We start from the raw sequence: 14,439 nt of genomic DNA on the forward strand, positions 1-14,439 counted from the left end.
TTAACTCATCATCGAGTGAGCATTTTCCGATTTAAAATAATGAGGTATTCGCTTATGAAACTATTAAAATTCTCTCTAGCTCCCATTGTATGCATCAGTATTGTTAGTTGTGGAGGAGGCGGAGTAGGTGCTGATAATCAGATAAGAGACTACTCAGCAATATTTACTCCATTGCCTACCGTATCAATTTACCCGAATAGTAATCCTTATAATAAAGCAAGAGAGCAACTTGGTGAGTTATTGTTTTGGGACCCTTTACTTTCTGGCGATAAAAACACTTCATGTGCTTCATGCCATCATCCTGATTTTGGTTGGGCTGATGGCAGAGCATTCTCTATCGGCTCTGATGGTATTGGGTTGGGGCCAGCAAGATATGGACAAGAAGTAACTCCTATTCATTCTCCTACGATTATGAATGTTGCATTTACTGGTGTGGGTAACACTGATTTGACTGATGACTTTATATCAGGAGGTTATTTCTGGGACTTAAGAGCGAGTACCTTAGAAGAGCAAGCGGTTGGGCCGATTAAAAACCCAGTTGAAATGCTCGGTTACAATATTGACGAGCAAGATATCATGGCAGAGATAGTAGCTAGGCTGCAAGCTGTACCCGAATATGTAGAATTATTCGAGCAAGCATTTACCACAAGTGACGCCATCAATAGTCAAAATATCGCAAAAGCGCTTGCGAGTTTTGAACGGAAAATTATTACTCCGAATACTCGATTCGATGACTTTATGGCGGGTAATCAAGCGGCTTTTAATCAGCAAGAAATAATCGGTCTCAATAAGTTTATTGATGGTGGTTGTGCTCGCTGTCATTCTGGCCCAATGCTGTCTGATAATGAAATACATCTGGGGGAAGCTATCATTGATGATGTCGTCGTTCGTACGCCGAGCTTAAGAAATATATCTGCGACAGCCCCCTATATGCATGATGGATCAAGTGCGAGATTAATCGATGCTATTGCTGCTTATGAAAACAGAGGTGATATTGAGGTCGATATCGATGATGATGACTTTAATGATATTCAAGTATTCTTAAGAACACTTGATAGTAATAATGTATACCAAGGAAAACCTGGCATTGTTCCTAGCGGTTTAACGGTAGGCGGAGATATCGACTAAATTAAGGTAACGAATAAGTTGCTACTTAAAGAGGAGTCGCAACTTAACATGTCTAATTGTTATTTTGTACAGCTAGCGGTATCTCATCACTGGGTTTTAACCACATTAATGGTACTGATACATAGCATAGCATGGCAATGAAAGGTGCGTAAAAAGAGCAAACAATAGCGACAAAATAAGTAATGATTGAGATGGCGGCTTTTATTCTTTTACACTCTTGTCTTTCATAGCTATTTACGTGCATGATACACAATCGAAAAAAAGGCGATGAAATACCGCACATCAATGAGGTGAAACCATAAGCGGCCAGTGGTACAGCTTCTGTTCCGCCTTCTAACCATATAGTAAAAACGGAAGTAGCGATAGCCAAAAAAGGAAGTTAAGATTTGCCCATAACACCTTGCCATTAATAACCTTTGTGCCTTGAAAAAGGTGCTGATGGTTATTCCAATAACTACCTATGTATAAAAACTCATCAAATAACCTAGTATTACCGACAGTATGCTCATCAAACCTGCTATTGTTGGTTCTTTTGGTAAATCAAACTCTAATACCATGATGGTAATAATAGCAATTACGGCATCGTTAAATGCTCTAATCTTGAACTTTTCATCGTATCTCTTATTTAACTTATGCGAACAATTATAAAATATCCAGTTTCGTTTGTTTGATGAATATGCTCACCGAGAAGTAGTGACTAATTAGGTGGCTGTGATATTAAACTACTTATCCGTGATTGCTTCATCCATTGTTGACCTTGTGTTTAATTTACCGGTAGCGACGTCAGGTAAGCTGAAATATCAACAATATCATTATCGGTTAATGCGCCAACGACACCGAGCATAAGCGCAGATTGTCCACCTTTGCGAGTGCCGCCTTTAAAACCATGCAGTTGGCGCACGGTATAACTGGCAAAATTTCCAGTTATTGCAGGGCCAATAGTACTGCCAGTTAAATCTGCACCATGGCAACTTGCACACGGAATAGTTTTTCCTCCACCTGTTGTTACCAAGTTTTTACCACGCGCTATGCTACCTTGGGGTACATAGCTAATGAAGCTACTTTCAGGGTGACGCTTTTTTACTTTCTCTAAATCAGCAGGAATTTCAATAATTCTACCGGCAATGTCTTCCATTTCAGCTGGTAACCCTTTGAGTCGCATACGGGTATCATCAAGGTAGGTTTTTGGCACCTGTGCCACCTCAACTACGTCAGTCACTTTTTTGGAAGTAAGAGTTGCAAACCAATCGCTCACGGCTGTTATTTCATCTTTTGTTAATACGGCAGACATACGGTTCATATGACCTGAATAGTCAAGTCGTGTACCATCAGAAAAGGCATTCATCTGTGATTGAATATATTGGCTGCTAAGCCCTGAAAGAGTTGCTGACTCAGGGTGACCAGCCCCTGAAGCTAAGTGACAAGAGGCACAAGCCCATACCTTTGGAGCTTTACCTGATTTAACAATACTCGGCATTGCTTCGTGTTGGCTTGGGAACCAATCTGGTGCACTAAATTTATCATCAATTTCTTGCTGCGTATAATGCTGTGAACTGCCAACAACGTTGAATGAAGTTGTTGCATTCGCTTTAACGACAGCGCTACTTTCTAAACTTACACCACGCTCGGGCGTAGACCACGAAGGTGCGCCCAATATTTTATTATCTGCGTATACAGAGGAGGTCAACATAGCGCCTAGCATCAGCCCACCATATATTTTGTGCATACTCATAAATAATTTACCTACTTTTATTAATTCTTATATAGACAATACGCTAAACAATGTCATTTAAATGTCTACTACAAAGTTAATGCTTAAAACAGATAATAGCAATTGGCTTAAGCCAATGAGCAATACCGGTGAGAATAAACATCAAAATATTTTGTTTCTGAAAATTTATCGCGATTAACATTTAAACTTTTAATGAATTAAATAGCGATACAACTCGATGTGATTTTTATTACACCTTTACACTAATTTTTGCGTTTGGTTATAATTAATCATTAACAATGGTGATTACATTATGCTGAAATCATCATGTTTATGTCTTGTAATGTGACAAGAAAATTAAAATATATAATTAAATATCAATAGGTTGAGAGTTTTTTTGCTTATTCTATTGTTGAATTAAAAAACATCTTAATAGTGCTAATGACAACAATGGGCATTCGCACTATTTTTGGCGGGAGTCGCTTTCAATATTTGTAAGTATTGTGGAAATTCAATAATGCCGCTACGTAACTTCTTAATTTTTCTACGAAGTTACTTTATTAACTTACACTAACTGAGGCCGCTATGTTGAATGTAAAATCAACGAGTCACACCCCGCTATTTAAATTATCTTCTCTTTGTATTGCTATTACTTCATCGGCAATGTCTATGCAAGCTATACACAGGGACAATATTTAGGTCAGCAGGTAAGTGGTACACCTAAAAATGCCATCGCCTTGTTTAACGAATATCAATATGACACGAATTTGAGTTTAAATTTAGGTGTTCGTTATGAAGGCGAACGCAACGTTGGCGGCGGTAGTGATCACACTAAAGGCTTAACCTTACCTTCATATGTTGAATTTGATATTGGTGCTCGTTATTAGGTTGATAACATAACCGCCACGTTAAGTATGCGTAATTTACTTGATGCAAATCATGCGCAAGCGGGAATGCGCTATGTTGATATTTTACCGAGTGAGCCACGTTCTATGGACATTAATGTAAGTTACAACTTTTAAGTACAGCAGTAACATACGAGCGAGATGACCATTAAGGTCATTTCGTTTTTTTGTTATTTTTCTGTATAACATTACTTAGCGATTGTGATAATTGTGACACATTAGACCTTTTATAATTGACCTTTGATTTACAATTGACCTTTTATAAGACGTAATATGAATTATCAAAAAAATATTGCCGTTCGTACGCTTGCTGCAATAGTAGGCGGTTATATGTGCTGTGTTATCAGTAGTTTTTCTCTTGCCACAATAATCGCGTTTTTATTTGCTTTACCTAAAAGTGAAGCGGTATTGTTGGCGACCAACCTGAGTTACTTTATCTACATCACCTTTGCCGTTTTAGCCTTTTGTGCTAGTAGCCCGCAACGTGCGTGGCGGAATGTCTTTATCTTTTTTGTAATCAATAGCTTGATTTATGCTGTACTAATTAGTGGGAGCCTGCTTCAATGGTAAAGAGCGACTTTAGACGTACAATGATCTGGCTGCACACCTACTCAAGTTTAGTACTTGGTTGGCTCTGCTTTACTGTTTTTTTAACCGGGACTCTTAGTTTTTATAATACAGAAATCACGCAGTGGATGCAGCCTGAATATGGTAGCAAAGCTTCTGCGCCAGATCATGTGAATCAAGCGTTAGCTTTATTACATGTTAATGGACAGGATAAAAAGCATTGGAGTATTAAGCTTCCTTTTGCCCGAAGTAATGAATTTAAAATCAGTATGGCTGATCGTACGGGGCGTGGAAGTAGGCGTACTCGTACTGTCATGGTGCTAGACGTTGACACTTTAGAAAGCATAACGCCGCGAGAGACTGAAGGTGCTGATTTTTTTACAGACATTCATTACACACTGTTACTTGATGATGTCGGTAAAGTTATCGTGGTTATCGTCGCCATGTTTATGTTAGTAGCACTGTTTAGCGGAATATTCACTCATCGTCGTTTTTTCAAAGATTTTTTTACTATGCGCTTCAAACGATTATCGCAAGCGCTTAGTGATGTCCATGCCGTTGTTGGGATTATTACTCTGCCTTTTTTCTCTATTATTTGTTTTAGTGGCGTCGTCATGAACAATGATACAGTTACGCCTTGGAGCATGGAATATCACTTTGATAAAGGTAAGCGTGAGCTTACTTCCGCGATATCAGCGCGCCTGCAGGATCCTAAGCCATCAGGCATAGTGGCTAAGCCTATTACTGATTTTAGTGTGATAGTTGCTGTGGTTAATGAGCATTGGGGGGAAGGTAAAATTAAAGAAATTTTATTTACTTATCCATTTGATAAAGCGGGTGTTATTTCTGTTATCAGCCTCGATGAAAATACCTTAACGAATAAAGCCAAGGAATTAGTGTTTTCAGCAAACAGCGGTGAATTATTGGCGAGTTATGATGACAATGATAACTTTTCATTGGCTTTTGAACGCGTGTTAACAGGGCTACATGAAGCTGAATATGCACCCGTGTTGATGCGCTTCATTTTATTTTTAATGGGCTCAGCAGGGACATTTTTAATTGCATCAGGGTTAATTCTCTGGCTAACAAAACGGCTTGAAAAAGTAAAAAACATCCATCGCGGTCATGCACTAGTCGAACGACTAAATGTGAGTGTGTTAGTGGGATTACCGCTGGCAATAATGGCCTATTTCTATGCTAACCGATTAATTCCTGCTCAGACTGAAGATCGTGACATACTAGAGTTAGTGGCGTTTTTTAGCATTTGGCTTACGGTGATAGCGTATAGTAATATCGGTGAAACTCGAGGTAAATACCAACCGTTATTATTGATATTAGCCATTGGTTTTTTTGCCTTACCTATAGCAGACTTTTTGATTGATTCACGCTTTATTATGCAGGCTTTGAGTCATGCTAATATTAATTACTTAAGTGTCAATCTGATCTTTATTACTACCGGCATACTATGTACAAGTATCTACCGTTACCTAAAAGGTAAGCAACAATGTTAATGATGTATGTTGTGCAATTAATTGGCCTGATAAGTTTATCATTGGCTATGCATAAGCACTTTAAGAGTTTTTTTAAACGCGTGCTCAGTGTACGTGAAGATAGAATGTTAACCGTCACTGGGTGGTTGTTCTTAGCGCTTTCAATAGTGTTATTAACAGAGTTATCTCCGCGGCCACTAATGATAGTGTATTGGACTTTACTGCTAGGTCTTAACATTGTCATCGTTGCTGGGCTGCATAGTGTTAGAAACGTTAAGCGTTAACTTTTAAACTGGATATAAATGATAGATAAACTGGCTAAGCGGTAACATTAATACTAGCTGATATTATTTTGTAGTATTGGCTAGATAATATCGTCATTAATACGCCGTGGGTATAATTCAATTCCAAGCGGTTTGAACGTTGAACTTCAAGTCGCTTAGACATATGAGGGCTGCTGGAATTATCTCCGTCCCACTTGAAGATGCAATTTATCATCTTGTGCTAGCTTCCTCGCTTTTCCTATTCAACTAGTTTGGCTACCGCTATTATTTTACGTGTTCTAAGGTTGTTACTTTAGATCAAGCGAAATTGCTGGCGGGAGCTTTTTAATTGCTAGAAGAGCTATTTAGCCCAAATAGGGCCGATAAAATAATAGTAGCACGGTTAAATGCTATGCTAAATAAGTAATCCACATGACAAAAGTAGATGCATGCGACTTGGCTTAAACAATGTTTTTTACGCATTATTGCTATTATTTTTGCCGCATATTGCACAATGCCAAAGTGATGATTCGATCTTTTTTGCAAAAATCAATCTCAGTCATAGCCATATTAACGATGAAAATAAGCCACAAAGTGTATGGCAAACCAGAAGTCATGGATCACGCTTGGGTTTGAAAAGTCAAAAAGTCGTGACAGAGGAGCTGAGCTTTTTTTATCATTTTGGCTGGAAAGTCGATATGACAGGAAGAGCCGATAAGAAGGTAAAATCGCGTGATCAATATGTCGGTATAAAAGGCAACTGGGGGAGCTTCTTGATAGGTCGAAAAAATACTTCGTTAAAAGTGTCACAAAATAAAGTTGATTTGTTTAATTCGCTTGATGGCGATATTAAGCACGCATTCACAGGTGATCAGAGATTAAATAATACGGCTCATTACATTTCACCAGCATATTTTGGTCGTCTGCAATTTAATATGATGGCAAGCGCTAAAAAAAACAACAGCCACTCGTCTGCTCAACCAAGCTCTATTGCTTTCACTTATCTTGACCAAGGGCTTTTCTTAGGACTTGCAAACGATATAAATATCGCAGGAATAGACAATACTCGACTGACGTTGCAATACAGTTTACAAGCAATGCAATTGGGAATGTTATGGCAAAAGTCGACTGAAAATTATCATACATCAAGTGGCTATATGGTTAGTTTTTCATACCGATTTGAAGACCATAAGTTTAAAGTTCAATTTGCTGCCTCCGACACTTTATCCAAAGGGCGCGAACTGTTTTCATTAGGTTGGGATCACAAACTCGCCGAGGCAACGACCTTATATTTTTTTTATACCTCACGAACTGAAAATGCGCATAAAAAGTCCAAGCATAGTCTAGGTTGAGGCCTTGCTCACTGGTTTTAATATTGTTGCAAGCACTAAGTCGAAATCCTCTTTAAATGAATGACAGGAGTGCTATAGTTGTTATTTTAAATATCATTATCACGACAGTTTTAGGTAAAGTCATGTTTATATTATTCGGGGGTAAGCAGATAGTTGTACAAACTCTATTGAGTTTTATGTTGTTTGCGAGCCTTTTTCCTTGCGTAAATGTATATGCTGATACTGGCTTTAAAACCATCAAGTTAGCGATGCGAACTCACTCTCCTTATAATATTGCTAAATCGTCAGAACATGTATATAAGCGTGTTATTTGTTCATTGAAAAAGATGAATTATAACGTTGAAATTATGGAGTATCCCTGGTTAAGGGCACAAGCTAGTGTGAAAGAAAATATAGTGCAAGGCTTCTTTCCTGGCTCGAGCAATGCGAAACGAGAACTGAGTTTTGTTAAATCACAGGCAATCAATGAAGGTTATATATGTTGGGTATCACTTAAAAATCATGACTTTAGCGAAGGTTTACTTAATCATATAAAGGTAGGAGCTGTTAGAGGAACCAATGCTTTTCGATGGGCTAAAAAGCAAGCGATAGAAATACATGAAGTTAACGATCAACGCGCACTTTTTACTATGTTAAATCTAGGCAGATTGCACAAGGTGCTAGCGTCAAAAGAAAGTTTAAATGATTACAATACCGATCAGCAAAATAGTCGTTACACGATAGCCCAAGCATATAAAAGAACACAATATGTGTTTTTTTCGCAAGCGTTTATTCAACGTAATCCAGAGTTTCTAATTATATTTAATGCGAATGTTAAAGACTGTATTTTACGAAATCCAGCATAAGAAATGAATATAAAAAGAGGGATGAACAGCTGTTGAAAATTAATGACCACTGTTAAAAAGTAACTAAAACAGTGGTCATTTATGAAATATTGTTATGTTAACAAACTAGAACGCATAACTTACATTTAAGTTAACACTACGACCTTCTTCATAAAACTCAATCGGATTGCTAAGATCGCCATTTCTTTCATATTCAAGGCGTCGTGCATAGCTTTGATCAAATAGATTTGTTGCAGATAGTTTAACCGTTAGGCCGTCAACAGCTTTCGGCTCGTAAGTACCGAAAATATCCATGGTAAACCAAGATTCTGAGCCTTCAGCTGGAATTGTTTCGCTGCCACCACCTTCAATAAGTTGCTCTGTCGGTACATTATTATGTGTGAATGAAAATGTTGCACTAGTACCAATAATTAACTCCTCGTTGACTGTGTAGTTACTGACAAGGTTAATCTTATCAGATGGCATGCTTTGTAAATACCAACCTGTATTGGTATCTGTACCGCGAGTTCTACCGTAGCTAGCAGAGAAGTCGAAATCACCTAGTAAATAACTTGATGTTATCTCAAAGCCTTTTAATTTCGCTTGACCAATATTAACTTTTTCACCATCTGGCCAATCAACACTGTAGATATCAGTAATAAAGTCTTTGATATCATTTTGGAAGATATTGAATCGTGTTACTAAAGAATCGTTATTCGCAAAAACACTTTGGTAATCAAAAACTACACCTAGCTCTTTGTTATCAGCACGTTCAGACTTTAACTCTGGGTTAGGCTTAAAGCCACGGCCTGAGGTAAATAACTCACCATCACGAGGGTTATTAATCGCTTCTGCATATGAAGCAAAGAATTTGATTTCATCAGTGGCGTTATAAATAACATTTAGTGATTTAGAGGTACGCGTTTCAGTACGGCCATCTCTTAATAATGCTTCACCATCTAAACCAATAGCATTTGATGACTCAACATAAAATGAGTCATAACGAATGCCAGGGATCACTTCAAACGATTCACCAACAGGTAGTTGAAGGTTAACCCAACCAGCAAGTTTACGGGTTTTACTTGATGCTTCACTAGCCGCGCTTTCATCTTCAATGATTTCACCTGTGGTAGAATCACTTTTAATTATTGCGCCAGTATGCGTTGTAAAGTGACCTGAAGTACCGTAGTGTAATAAACCAAAGTCAGTTAATGAATTGTTACCTACGCTATAACCCCAGCTCTCATCTTGAATATCTTGAATACCTTCTTCGTTGTCTCCTTCATCTTCCCACGTGAATGAATCAACATTGTTTAAGTACAGTGATGCTTGTAAATCGACTAAATCATTATTACTTGCCGCGTCAGTCCACACTAATGAGCTACCAGTATACTTAGAGTCACGGAAACCAATATCGTTTCTTACTTGAAAAGAGCGGCTATCATCATAGTTTAAGGTAAATACTAAACGTTGATCGGCACTGAATTGGTTACCTACTTTAATAAGGCCAGACGTTTGGTCGCCACGCGTTCTTTCATTAACGCCGCCGCCACCTATTTCGTAGCCATCGCGATCACTTGTTTGGCCTGCAACTAAGTAATCAAGCGTATCTGCTTTACCGTACAAAGATAAGCCGTAATCTTTTTGTGCATTGTTACTGCGGTAACCTAAATCAACTTTAGCGCCAAAAGTTTCATCATTTTTTAATAAATCAAGTGCAGAAAGCGTTTCAATCGTTATTTTACCCGCAGCAGCACCTGAAGTAGGGCCAGCCGTAACCTTGATGTTTTTAACAAAGTTAGGGTTTAATTGCCAACTGCCTTTTTTAGTTGCATAGTAACTTTGATAAATACCATCAATAGCCACATAAGCGTGCGATTGCGGCAAACCACGAATTGAAATGTTTTCACTGGTTGGCGTTGGGCCACCCAAAATATCAACATTTGGAATAATACGTAACGCAGCAGGCACGTTCTTGCTTGCCATGTTTTTAATTGTTGCTTCATTAACCGTTGAAGTTGCTTGCGGCGCTCTAACGGAATCTTGTTTACTTTCTTCTGAGTCACTTGCAATAACAGTAATGCTATCAAGTAAGTATTTATCTTCGTCTGCTGCTATCGCTAATTGACTGCTCAAAGCTAAGCAAACAGCTAATGATACTTTTGATGTTTTCATGTGAATTCCCTAAATGGTGTTGCAAATGAGAACTATTATACTTTAGAGTATGTGTTCTAATTGTCACATGGATGTATTTAGAGGGGAAAGTTTCCAAAAACATGCCGTATATGAGCTATTTCTGCATGAGAAAAAAGGATAACTAGAGGATTAGCATTAAAAAAGGAGAAGAATTAATTTAATCGCTATAAGCAGATTTGTTAATATTGGTACTTAGCGTAAGAAGGGGATGACGCGGGCTAACATAGCCCACGCCTATTTGGACTTTACATTGTGATTATTGAGTGATCTCAAATGTTAAGAATTTTTCAATCGATCTAAAATCAGCTTTAGCATCATTTTTAAGCTCTTCCTCAAATTCAACACCTATTAGATAGCGTCCTGGATACTTTGCATTAAAAGTAACCAGGCCTTTATCTTTTGCTGTTAAGTTAACTTCAACTTTATCGCTGTCTTGGTAATAAAATTCATTTAGGCTTTTCAACGCAACTTCAGCTTCTGGTATAGGTTGGCCATTATAAGTAAGCTTAAAGCTAAACGGCTTTCCTGCTCTTAATTTGTTAGGGTGTTGCATTAATACAATTTGTAAACCATCTTTACTGGTTTGCTTTACGTCGCTAAAACCATTGTAGGTAACGTATGTTTCTGTAATTATTCTCTTTTCTACGGTTTTCTCAGGCTTAGAACCTTTAGGTAAGGTATGATATTCCGTTTTTGGCATTCTAATTTTATGCTCTTTGCCCGCTTCATCAAAATAGAATGAAAGAAATACTTGTGTCATTGGGCTTTCGAAATGATAAGTACCAGATTCCTTAAACTCTACTTCAAAAACTTCTTTGACCTTACCTGAATAATCAGCATTTAACGTTGTTGATGTACCTTTTGGTGAAGTCATTTTAAGACTCTTAACTTCATGATTTGATTCAGCAACATATGCTTGGCCTGAACGAGATACATCTAACGCAAATACTTTTTGTTCTTCGCTATTAATTTCATGAGTATCGGCTTTTATCCAGATGTCGTGAGCGTGAACAGATGCACAAGTGGTGGCTAACATACTAGCTAATATAACTTTTTTCATTAAATGACTTCCTTTAAATAATAGTAATTTTCATTATTACTCAAAGGTAGTCACTTAATTGTCACTTTTTCATGACAAGTTTTAGACACTGTACTATTTATGATGGTGTTATAGATAACTTACCTAAAGATAAAAATGAGTAATCAATTAAAATTTAAATTACTGAATGCTGGGTTAATGTCATTTCTTATGGCATTGGTCATGAGCGGCAGCATTAGCGCTGCACATGCTAGCGCGATTGACAGCACCTTTTTACTTGCGTGGCTTAATGCTTTTAAATTTGGTTGGCCAATCGCTTTCCCTACGGCATTTTTTATGCGCCCTGTTGTACAATACCTAGTCAAAAAAATATTACCTAACGTTGATGGTTAGTTATTTGCACACAAATATTTTCTATTTCAAGCTTACCGGTTGAACATTTCTTTTCGATTGATATAGGCAGACTTATTACTTCCTTTTTACCATGTTCCCTTGCCACTTCAAGGGATATGCTATCCCAAGGTTCGTCAAGGATAAACTCATAGTTAAATTTCTTTTTTTTGTTTGTTGCTCCGGTCACCGCATCACTCTCAGCACGATTTTCTCGGGCAATACTACGCCAAAACTTTTTTAAATCTCTTAACCATTTTACTTTTTGTCTTACGACGACTAAGGCTTTATTTTCATTGTTTGCTCTACTTAACCAAAGGGCGAAGTAAGGATTTTGGTGTTTTTTCTCAAAAGCAGGAAGTTCGATCTGAACAATGACCTTCTGTTGTATCAAAGCGTGCTCTTTAGCTGATAACTTGCCATTAAGCAGTATTGCAGATAATAAAATGATGCATAAACTCGGTGTTGTTCTCAATGCTTTACTCCATGAATAATATAAAGGTAATTAGACTTACTGATAAAAAATATAAATAATTACGGCGTTGTTTATTGTCTCTTAAGCTTAACCAAACGCCAGTGACGGCAATAAATATAAAAATGAGTGCAGTTAAATCAGAAACGACTGTCCAAATAACACTGGTATAACGTCCTTGATGCAGTTCATTTAGTTGACTGATAAAACCAAAGTCACTCGCTTCAATAAACAATTTTTTATCTTCTATATATACTTCAAGTCTTTTCCCTGGGCTTGCTAGAGACAGCTCTTGCATTGATATTAAACGTTTAAGTTCATCATCATTGAGTGAAATGTTATTAATGCTTAAAGCTACGCTAATTGTAGCTTTATTAATAGCGTCAAGCTTATGTTCATTAAGAGTTTGACTTGGCTTTCCTTCGAATGTTGAACGATGATTTAGTGTGATCCCCGTTAATGAAAAAATTAATAATAAGGTGCAACAAAACAAGGAGCAATAAATATGGATTTTACGAAGGTGTTTATTCTTTATTTTCATCGTGCTTACTAATTAAAAAGCGCACTATAGCATTAACAAATTCACCCAATGATCAATTTGACTAGATCATAGCAGGTTGACATTTATTAGACATCGCACTAAGTATTATAATCAAACAGTATTAATATTGATAATTGTTTGCATTTAGATATGATCTTGCTCATTGAAAACAACTCGAATAGTGCCGAATTAATTGGTAGCTATTTGTCGACTCATCATGTTGAGGTTGACTTCGCCTTTAATGGCATTGCTGGTTTTGAACTGGCATCGAAAAATAAATATGATGTTATTATTATAAATAACCAAATCCCTAAACTACATAGCTTAATGCTATGTCATAAAATCCGTAATGAACTTTTTATTAGCACACCGATTATATTTCTTGGCGAAGAAGATGTTGTGCAAGACAAAATAGCAGCTTTTAGAGCGGGCGCTGATGACTTTATTGTTAAGCCGCTGTCAAATGAAGAGCTACATTGCAGAATTAAGGCTTTATCGTTACGTGGACCACGCCGGGATATCGGTAAGCAAATCGTAGCAAATATTGAAATTGACTATAATTTAAGAACCGTTACTTGTAATGAAATCACCGTCAAACTGCATTTCTTACAAATGAATATTTTAAAAGTACTTGTTCAACATTACCCCAATGTTGTATCTCGCCAAATGCTTGAACAAGAAATTTGGGGAGAAGACTCACCGGCAAGCTCTCCTTTGAGAACACATATTTATCGATTACGTATGGCACTCGAAAAACCTTTTCGACAGCCTGTTATTGATACGGTTTATGGGCAAGGATATCACCTCATTCATCAAATTTAACAAATGAAACTGACTTTTTCAGGCCAACTTCCTTAGGCTGTTAGTATTTAAAAATAAGTCTGATAACAAAGATTTATGAATATCATCACAACAAAACAAAGTATATTTATCAGGAGATAATATGATCCCTCAATGGGTAGACCAAGGCGGATGGAGCTTATGGGTGCTGATCGCACTTTCTGTCATTTCAGTATCAATTGCCACTTATAAACTGGCACAGTTTATCTGGTTTGGCGTCGCTAATAGCCGTTACTACACGCTGTGGTTAGAAAGATTGAATACCGGAACACTGTTGCAAACTCATAGCGAAAAACACAGTGATGTATACCTTTTAAATGAGATCACAAACTATGCGCTGATACAGTCAAAAAATCATGGCAACAAAGATGATTTTGAAGTGGTGATGGAGCAATACGCTACCAATAAAATAGAACAAATGCGTGGTGGGTTAAAAGCCCTTGAAGTGATCAGTATGACTGCCCCTCTACTGGGGCTTTTAGGTACAGTACTTGGCATGATAAACGCTTTTGACCAGTTAAAAAGTTCAGGTATGCAAGTTGATCCAAGTATTTTGTCGGCGGGTATATCCCAAGCGTTATTAACAACCGCAGCAGGCCTTATTGTTGCCTTACCGGCATTATCTCTGTGGCACCTTTATGAGCGCATGTTAGCCAAAGCACAACGTCAAATTGAAACGGTATTAACAGAGATATCGATCAGAGTTCAGTGGTAATCAACA

The 14,439-nt window shown here is 37.5% G+C and carries 16 protein-coding genes and 1 pseudogene; 10 read left to right on the top strand and 7 right to left on the bottom strand.

What is annotated here, in order from left to right; all coding sequences use genetic code 11:
• Positions 1-54: 54 nt before the first annotated feature.
• Positions 55-1,128, top strand: coding sequence for a cytochrome-c peroxidase (locus B7C41_RS02235; RefSeq protein WP_158089070.1), 1,074 nt, complete (start codon positions 55-57; stop codon positions 1,126-1,128).
• A 333-nt stretch (positions 1,129-1,461) separates the two neighbouring features.
• On the opposite strand, the pseudogene B7C41_RS20645 reads toward B7C41_RS02235, so the two are convergent.
• Together B7C41_RS20645 and B7C41_RS02255 are read right to left on the bottom strand one after the other, a co-directional pair.
• Positions 1,462-1,781, bottom strand: a pseudogene (locus tag B7C41_RS20645) (TMEM175 family protein).
• Positions 1,782-1,891: 110 nt separating this feature from the next.
• Positions 1,892-2,860 carry a c-type cytochrome gene (locus B7C41_RS02255; RefSeq protein WP_085297125.1) on the bottom strand — a complete coding sequence of 323 codons (969 nt, stop codon included), beginning with the start codon at positions 2,858-2,860 and terminating at the stop codon, positions 1,892-1,894.
• Positions 2,861-3,477: 617 nt separating this feature from the next.
• Between B7C41_RS02255 and B7C41_RS20020 the strand changes: the two genes are divergently transcribed.
• The 4 genes from B7C41_RS20020 to B7C41_RS02270 all read left to right on the top strand — a co-directional run bounded on the left by B7C41_RS20020 (position 3,478) and on the right by B7C41_RS02270 (position 6,085).
• Entirely contained in the window at positions 3,478-3,726 is a 249-nt protein-coding gene (locus B7C41_RS20020; protein WP_143764265.1) for a hypothetical protein, read from the top strand.
• A 291-nt stretch (positions 3,727-4,017) separates the two neighbouring features.
• Positions 4,018-4,314 carry a hypothetical protein gene (locus B7C41_RS02260; protein WP_085297126.1) on the top strand — a complete coding sequence of 99 codons (297 nt, stop codon included), beginning with the start codon at positions 4,018-4,020 and terminating at the stop codon, positions 4,312-4,314.
• Positions 4,308-5,822, top strand: coding sequence for a PepSY-associated TM helix domain-containing protein (locus tag B7C41_RS02265; RefSeq protein ID WP_085297127.1), 1,515 nt, complete (start codon positions 4,308-4,310; stop codon positions 5,820-5,822). Before B7C41_RS02260 ends, B7C41_RS02265 begins: the two co-directional genes overlap by 7 nt.
• Positions 5,816-6,085, top strand: coding sequence for a DUF3325 domain-containing protein (locus tag B7C41_RS02270; RefSeq protein WP_085297128.1), 270 nt, complete (start codon positions 5,816-5,818; stop codon positions 6,083-6,085). Before B7C41_RS02265 ends, B7C41_RS02270 begins: the two co-directional genes overlap by 7 nt.
• Positions 6,086-6,119: 34 nt before the next feature.
• Here the strand turns inward: B7C41_RS02270 and B7C41_RS20485 are convergent, their stop codons facing one another.
• Positions 6,120-6,248 carry a hypothetical protein gene (locus tag B7C41_RS20485; protein WP_268875389.1) on the bottom strand — a complete coding sequence of 43 codons (129 nt, stop codon included), beginning with the start codon at positions 6,246-6,248 and terminating at the stop codon, positions 6,120-6,122.
• A gap of 265 nt (positions 6,249-6,513) precedes the next feature.
• Here B7C41_RS20485 and B7C41_RS02275 point away from each other — a divergent pair, with 265 nt between their 5' ends.
• Together B7C41_RS02275 and B7C41_RS02280 are read left to right on the top strand one after the other, a co-directional pair.
• The gene (locus B7C41_RS02275) at positions 6,514-7,416 is read left to right on the top strand and encodes a porin (RefSeq protein ID WP_085297129.1); all 903 of its coding nucleotides are present in this window, start codon (positions 6,514-6,516) and stop codon (positions 7,414-7,416) included.
• A 122-nt stretch (positions 7,417-7,538) separates the two neighbouring features.
• Positions 7,539-8,261 (top strand): type 2 periplasmic-binding domain-containing protein, encoded by a 723-nt coding sequence (locus B7C41_RS02280; protein ID WP_158089071.1) that lies wholly within the window; start codon positions 7,539-7,541, stop codon positions 8,259-8,261.
• A gap of 105 nt (positions 8,262-8,366) precedes the next feature.
• Here B7C41_RS02280 and B7C41_RS02285 read toward each other — a convergent pair whose 3' ends face one another.
• Both B7C41_RS02285 and B7C41_RS02290 read right to left on the bottom strand, forming a co-directional pair.
• Positions 8,367-10,415: a TonB-dependent receptor domain-containing protein gene (locus tag B7C41_RS02285; RefSeq protein WP_085297131.1), complete on the bottom strand. Its 2,049-nt coding sequence runs from the start codon at positions 10,413-10,415 to the stop codon at positions 8,367-8,369.
• 277 nt (positions 10,416-10,692) lie between these two features.
• Positions 10,693-11,496 carry a DUF4198 domain-containing protein gene (locus tag B7C41_RS02290; RefSeq protein WP_085297132.1) on the bottom strand — a complete coding sequence of 268 codons (804 nt, stop codon included), beginning with the start codon at positions 11,494-11,496 and terminating at the stop codon, positions 10,693-10,695.
• 135 nt (positions 11,497-11,631) lie between these two features.
• Here B7C41_RS02290 and B7C41_RS02295 point away from each other — a divergent pair, with 135 nt between their 5' ends.
• Entirely contained in the window at positions 11,632-11,868 is a 237-nt protein-coding gene (locus B7C41_RS02295) for a DUF2798 domain-containing protein (RefSeq protein ID WP_085297133.1), read from the top strand.
• Here the strand turns inward: B7C41_RS02295 and B7C41_RS02300 are convergent.
• Together B7C41_RS02300 and B7C41_RS02305 are read right to left on the bottom strand one after the other, a co-directional pair.
• Positions 11,852-12,340 (bottom strand): DUF2271 domain-containing protein, encoded by a 489-nt coding sequence (locus tag B7C41_RS02300; protein WP_085297134.1) that lies wholly within the window; start codon positions 12,338-12,340, stop codon positions 11,852-11,854. The genes B7C41_RS02295 and B7C41_RS02300 overlap by 17 nt on opposite strands.
• A gap of 4 nt (positions 12,341-12,344) precedes the next feature.
• Positions 12,345-12,878, bottom strand: coding sequence for a PepSY-associated TM helix domain-containing protein (locus tag B7C41_RS02305; RefSeq protein WP_085297135.1), 534 nt, complete (start codon positions 12,876-12,878; stop codon positions 12,345-12,347).
• 150 nt (positions 12,879-13,028) lie between these two features.
• Here B7C41_RS02305 and B7C41_RS02310 point away from each other — a divergent pair, with 150 nt between their 5' ends.
• Positions 13,029-13,700, top strand: a complete 672-nt coding sequence (locus tag B7C41_RS02310; protein WP_085297136.1) for a response regulator transcription factor — start codon at positions 13,029-13,031, stop codon at positions 13,698-13,700.
• A gap of 121 nt (positions 13,701-13,821) precedes the next feature.
• Positions 13,822-14,433, top strand: coding sequence for a MotA/TolQ/ExbB proton channel family protein (locus B7C41_RS02315; RefSeq protein ID WP_085297137.1), 612 nt, complete (start codon positions 13,822-13,824; stop codon positions 14,431-14,433).
• Positions 14,434-14,439: the final 6 nt, after the last annotated feature.

Source organism: Cognaticolwellia mytili, from assembly GCF_002104475.1.
Lineage (GTDB): Bacteria > Pseudomonadota > Gammaproteobacteria > Enterobacterales > Alteromonadaceae > Cognaticolwellia > Cognaticolwellia mytili.

Excerpts from the sequence above, each read along its gene's own strand:
- B7C41_RS02290 (WP_085297132.1), bottom strand. The coding sequence starts at position 11,496 with ATGAAAAAAGTTATATTAGCTAGTATGTTAGCCACCACTTGTGCATCT.
- B7C41_RS02285 (WP_085297131.1), bottom strand. The coding sequence starts at position 10,415 with ATGAAAACATCAAAAGTATCATTAGCTGTTTGCTTAGCTTTGAGCAGT.
- B7C41_RS02310 (WP_085297136.1), top strand. The coding sequence starts at position 13,029 with ATGATCTTGCTCATTGAAAACAACTCGAATAGTGCCGAATTAATTGGT.
- B7C41_RS02270 (WP_085297128.1), top strand. The coding sequence starts at position 5,816 with ATGTTAATGATGTATGTTGTGCAATTAATTGGCCTGATAAGTTTATCA.
- B7C41_RS02235 (WP_158089070.1), top strand. The coding sequence starts at position 55 with ATGAAACTATTAAAATTCTCTCTAGCTCCCATTGTATGCATCAGTATT.
- B7C41_RS02255 (WP_085297125.1), bottom strand. The coding sequence starts at position 2,860 with ATGAGTATGCACAAAATATATGGTGGGCTGATGCTAGGCGCTATGTTG.
- B7C41_RS02305 (WP_085297135.1), bottom strand. The coding sequence starts at position 12,878 with ATGAAAATAAAGAATAAACACCTTCGTAAAATCCATATTTATTGCTCC.
- B7C41_RS02265 (WP_085297127.1), top strand. The coding sequence starts at position 4,308 with ATGGTAAAGAGCGACTTTAGACGTACAATGATCTGGCTGCACACCTAC.
- B7C41_RS02295 (WP_085297133.1), top strand. The coding sequence starts at position 11,632 with ATGAGTAATCAATTAAAATTTAAATTACTGAATGCTGGGTTAATGTCA.
- B7C41_RS02260 (WP_085297126.1), top strand. The coding sequence starts at position 4,018 with ATGAATTATCAAAAAAATATTGCCGTTCGTACGCTTGCTGCAATAGTA.
- B7C41_RS02315 (WP_085297137.1), top strand. The coding sequence starts at position 13,822 with ATGATCCCTCAATGGGTAGACCAAGGCGGATGGAGCTTATGGGTGCTG.
- B7C41_RS02280 (WP_158089071.1), top strand. The coding sequence starts at position 7,539 with ATGTTTATATTATTCGGGGGTAAGCAGATAGTTGTACAAACTCTATTG.
- B7C41_RS02275 (WP_085297129.1), top strand. The coding sequence starts at position 6,514 with ATGCGACTTGGCTTAAACAATGTTTTTTACGCATTATTGCTATTATTT.
- B7C41_RS20485 (WP_268875389.1), bottom strand. The coding sequence starts at position 6,248 with ATGTCTAAGCGACTTGAAGTTCAACGTTCAAACCGCTTGGAATTGAAT.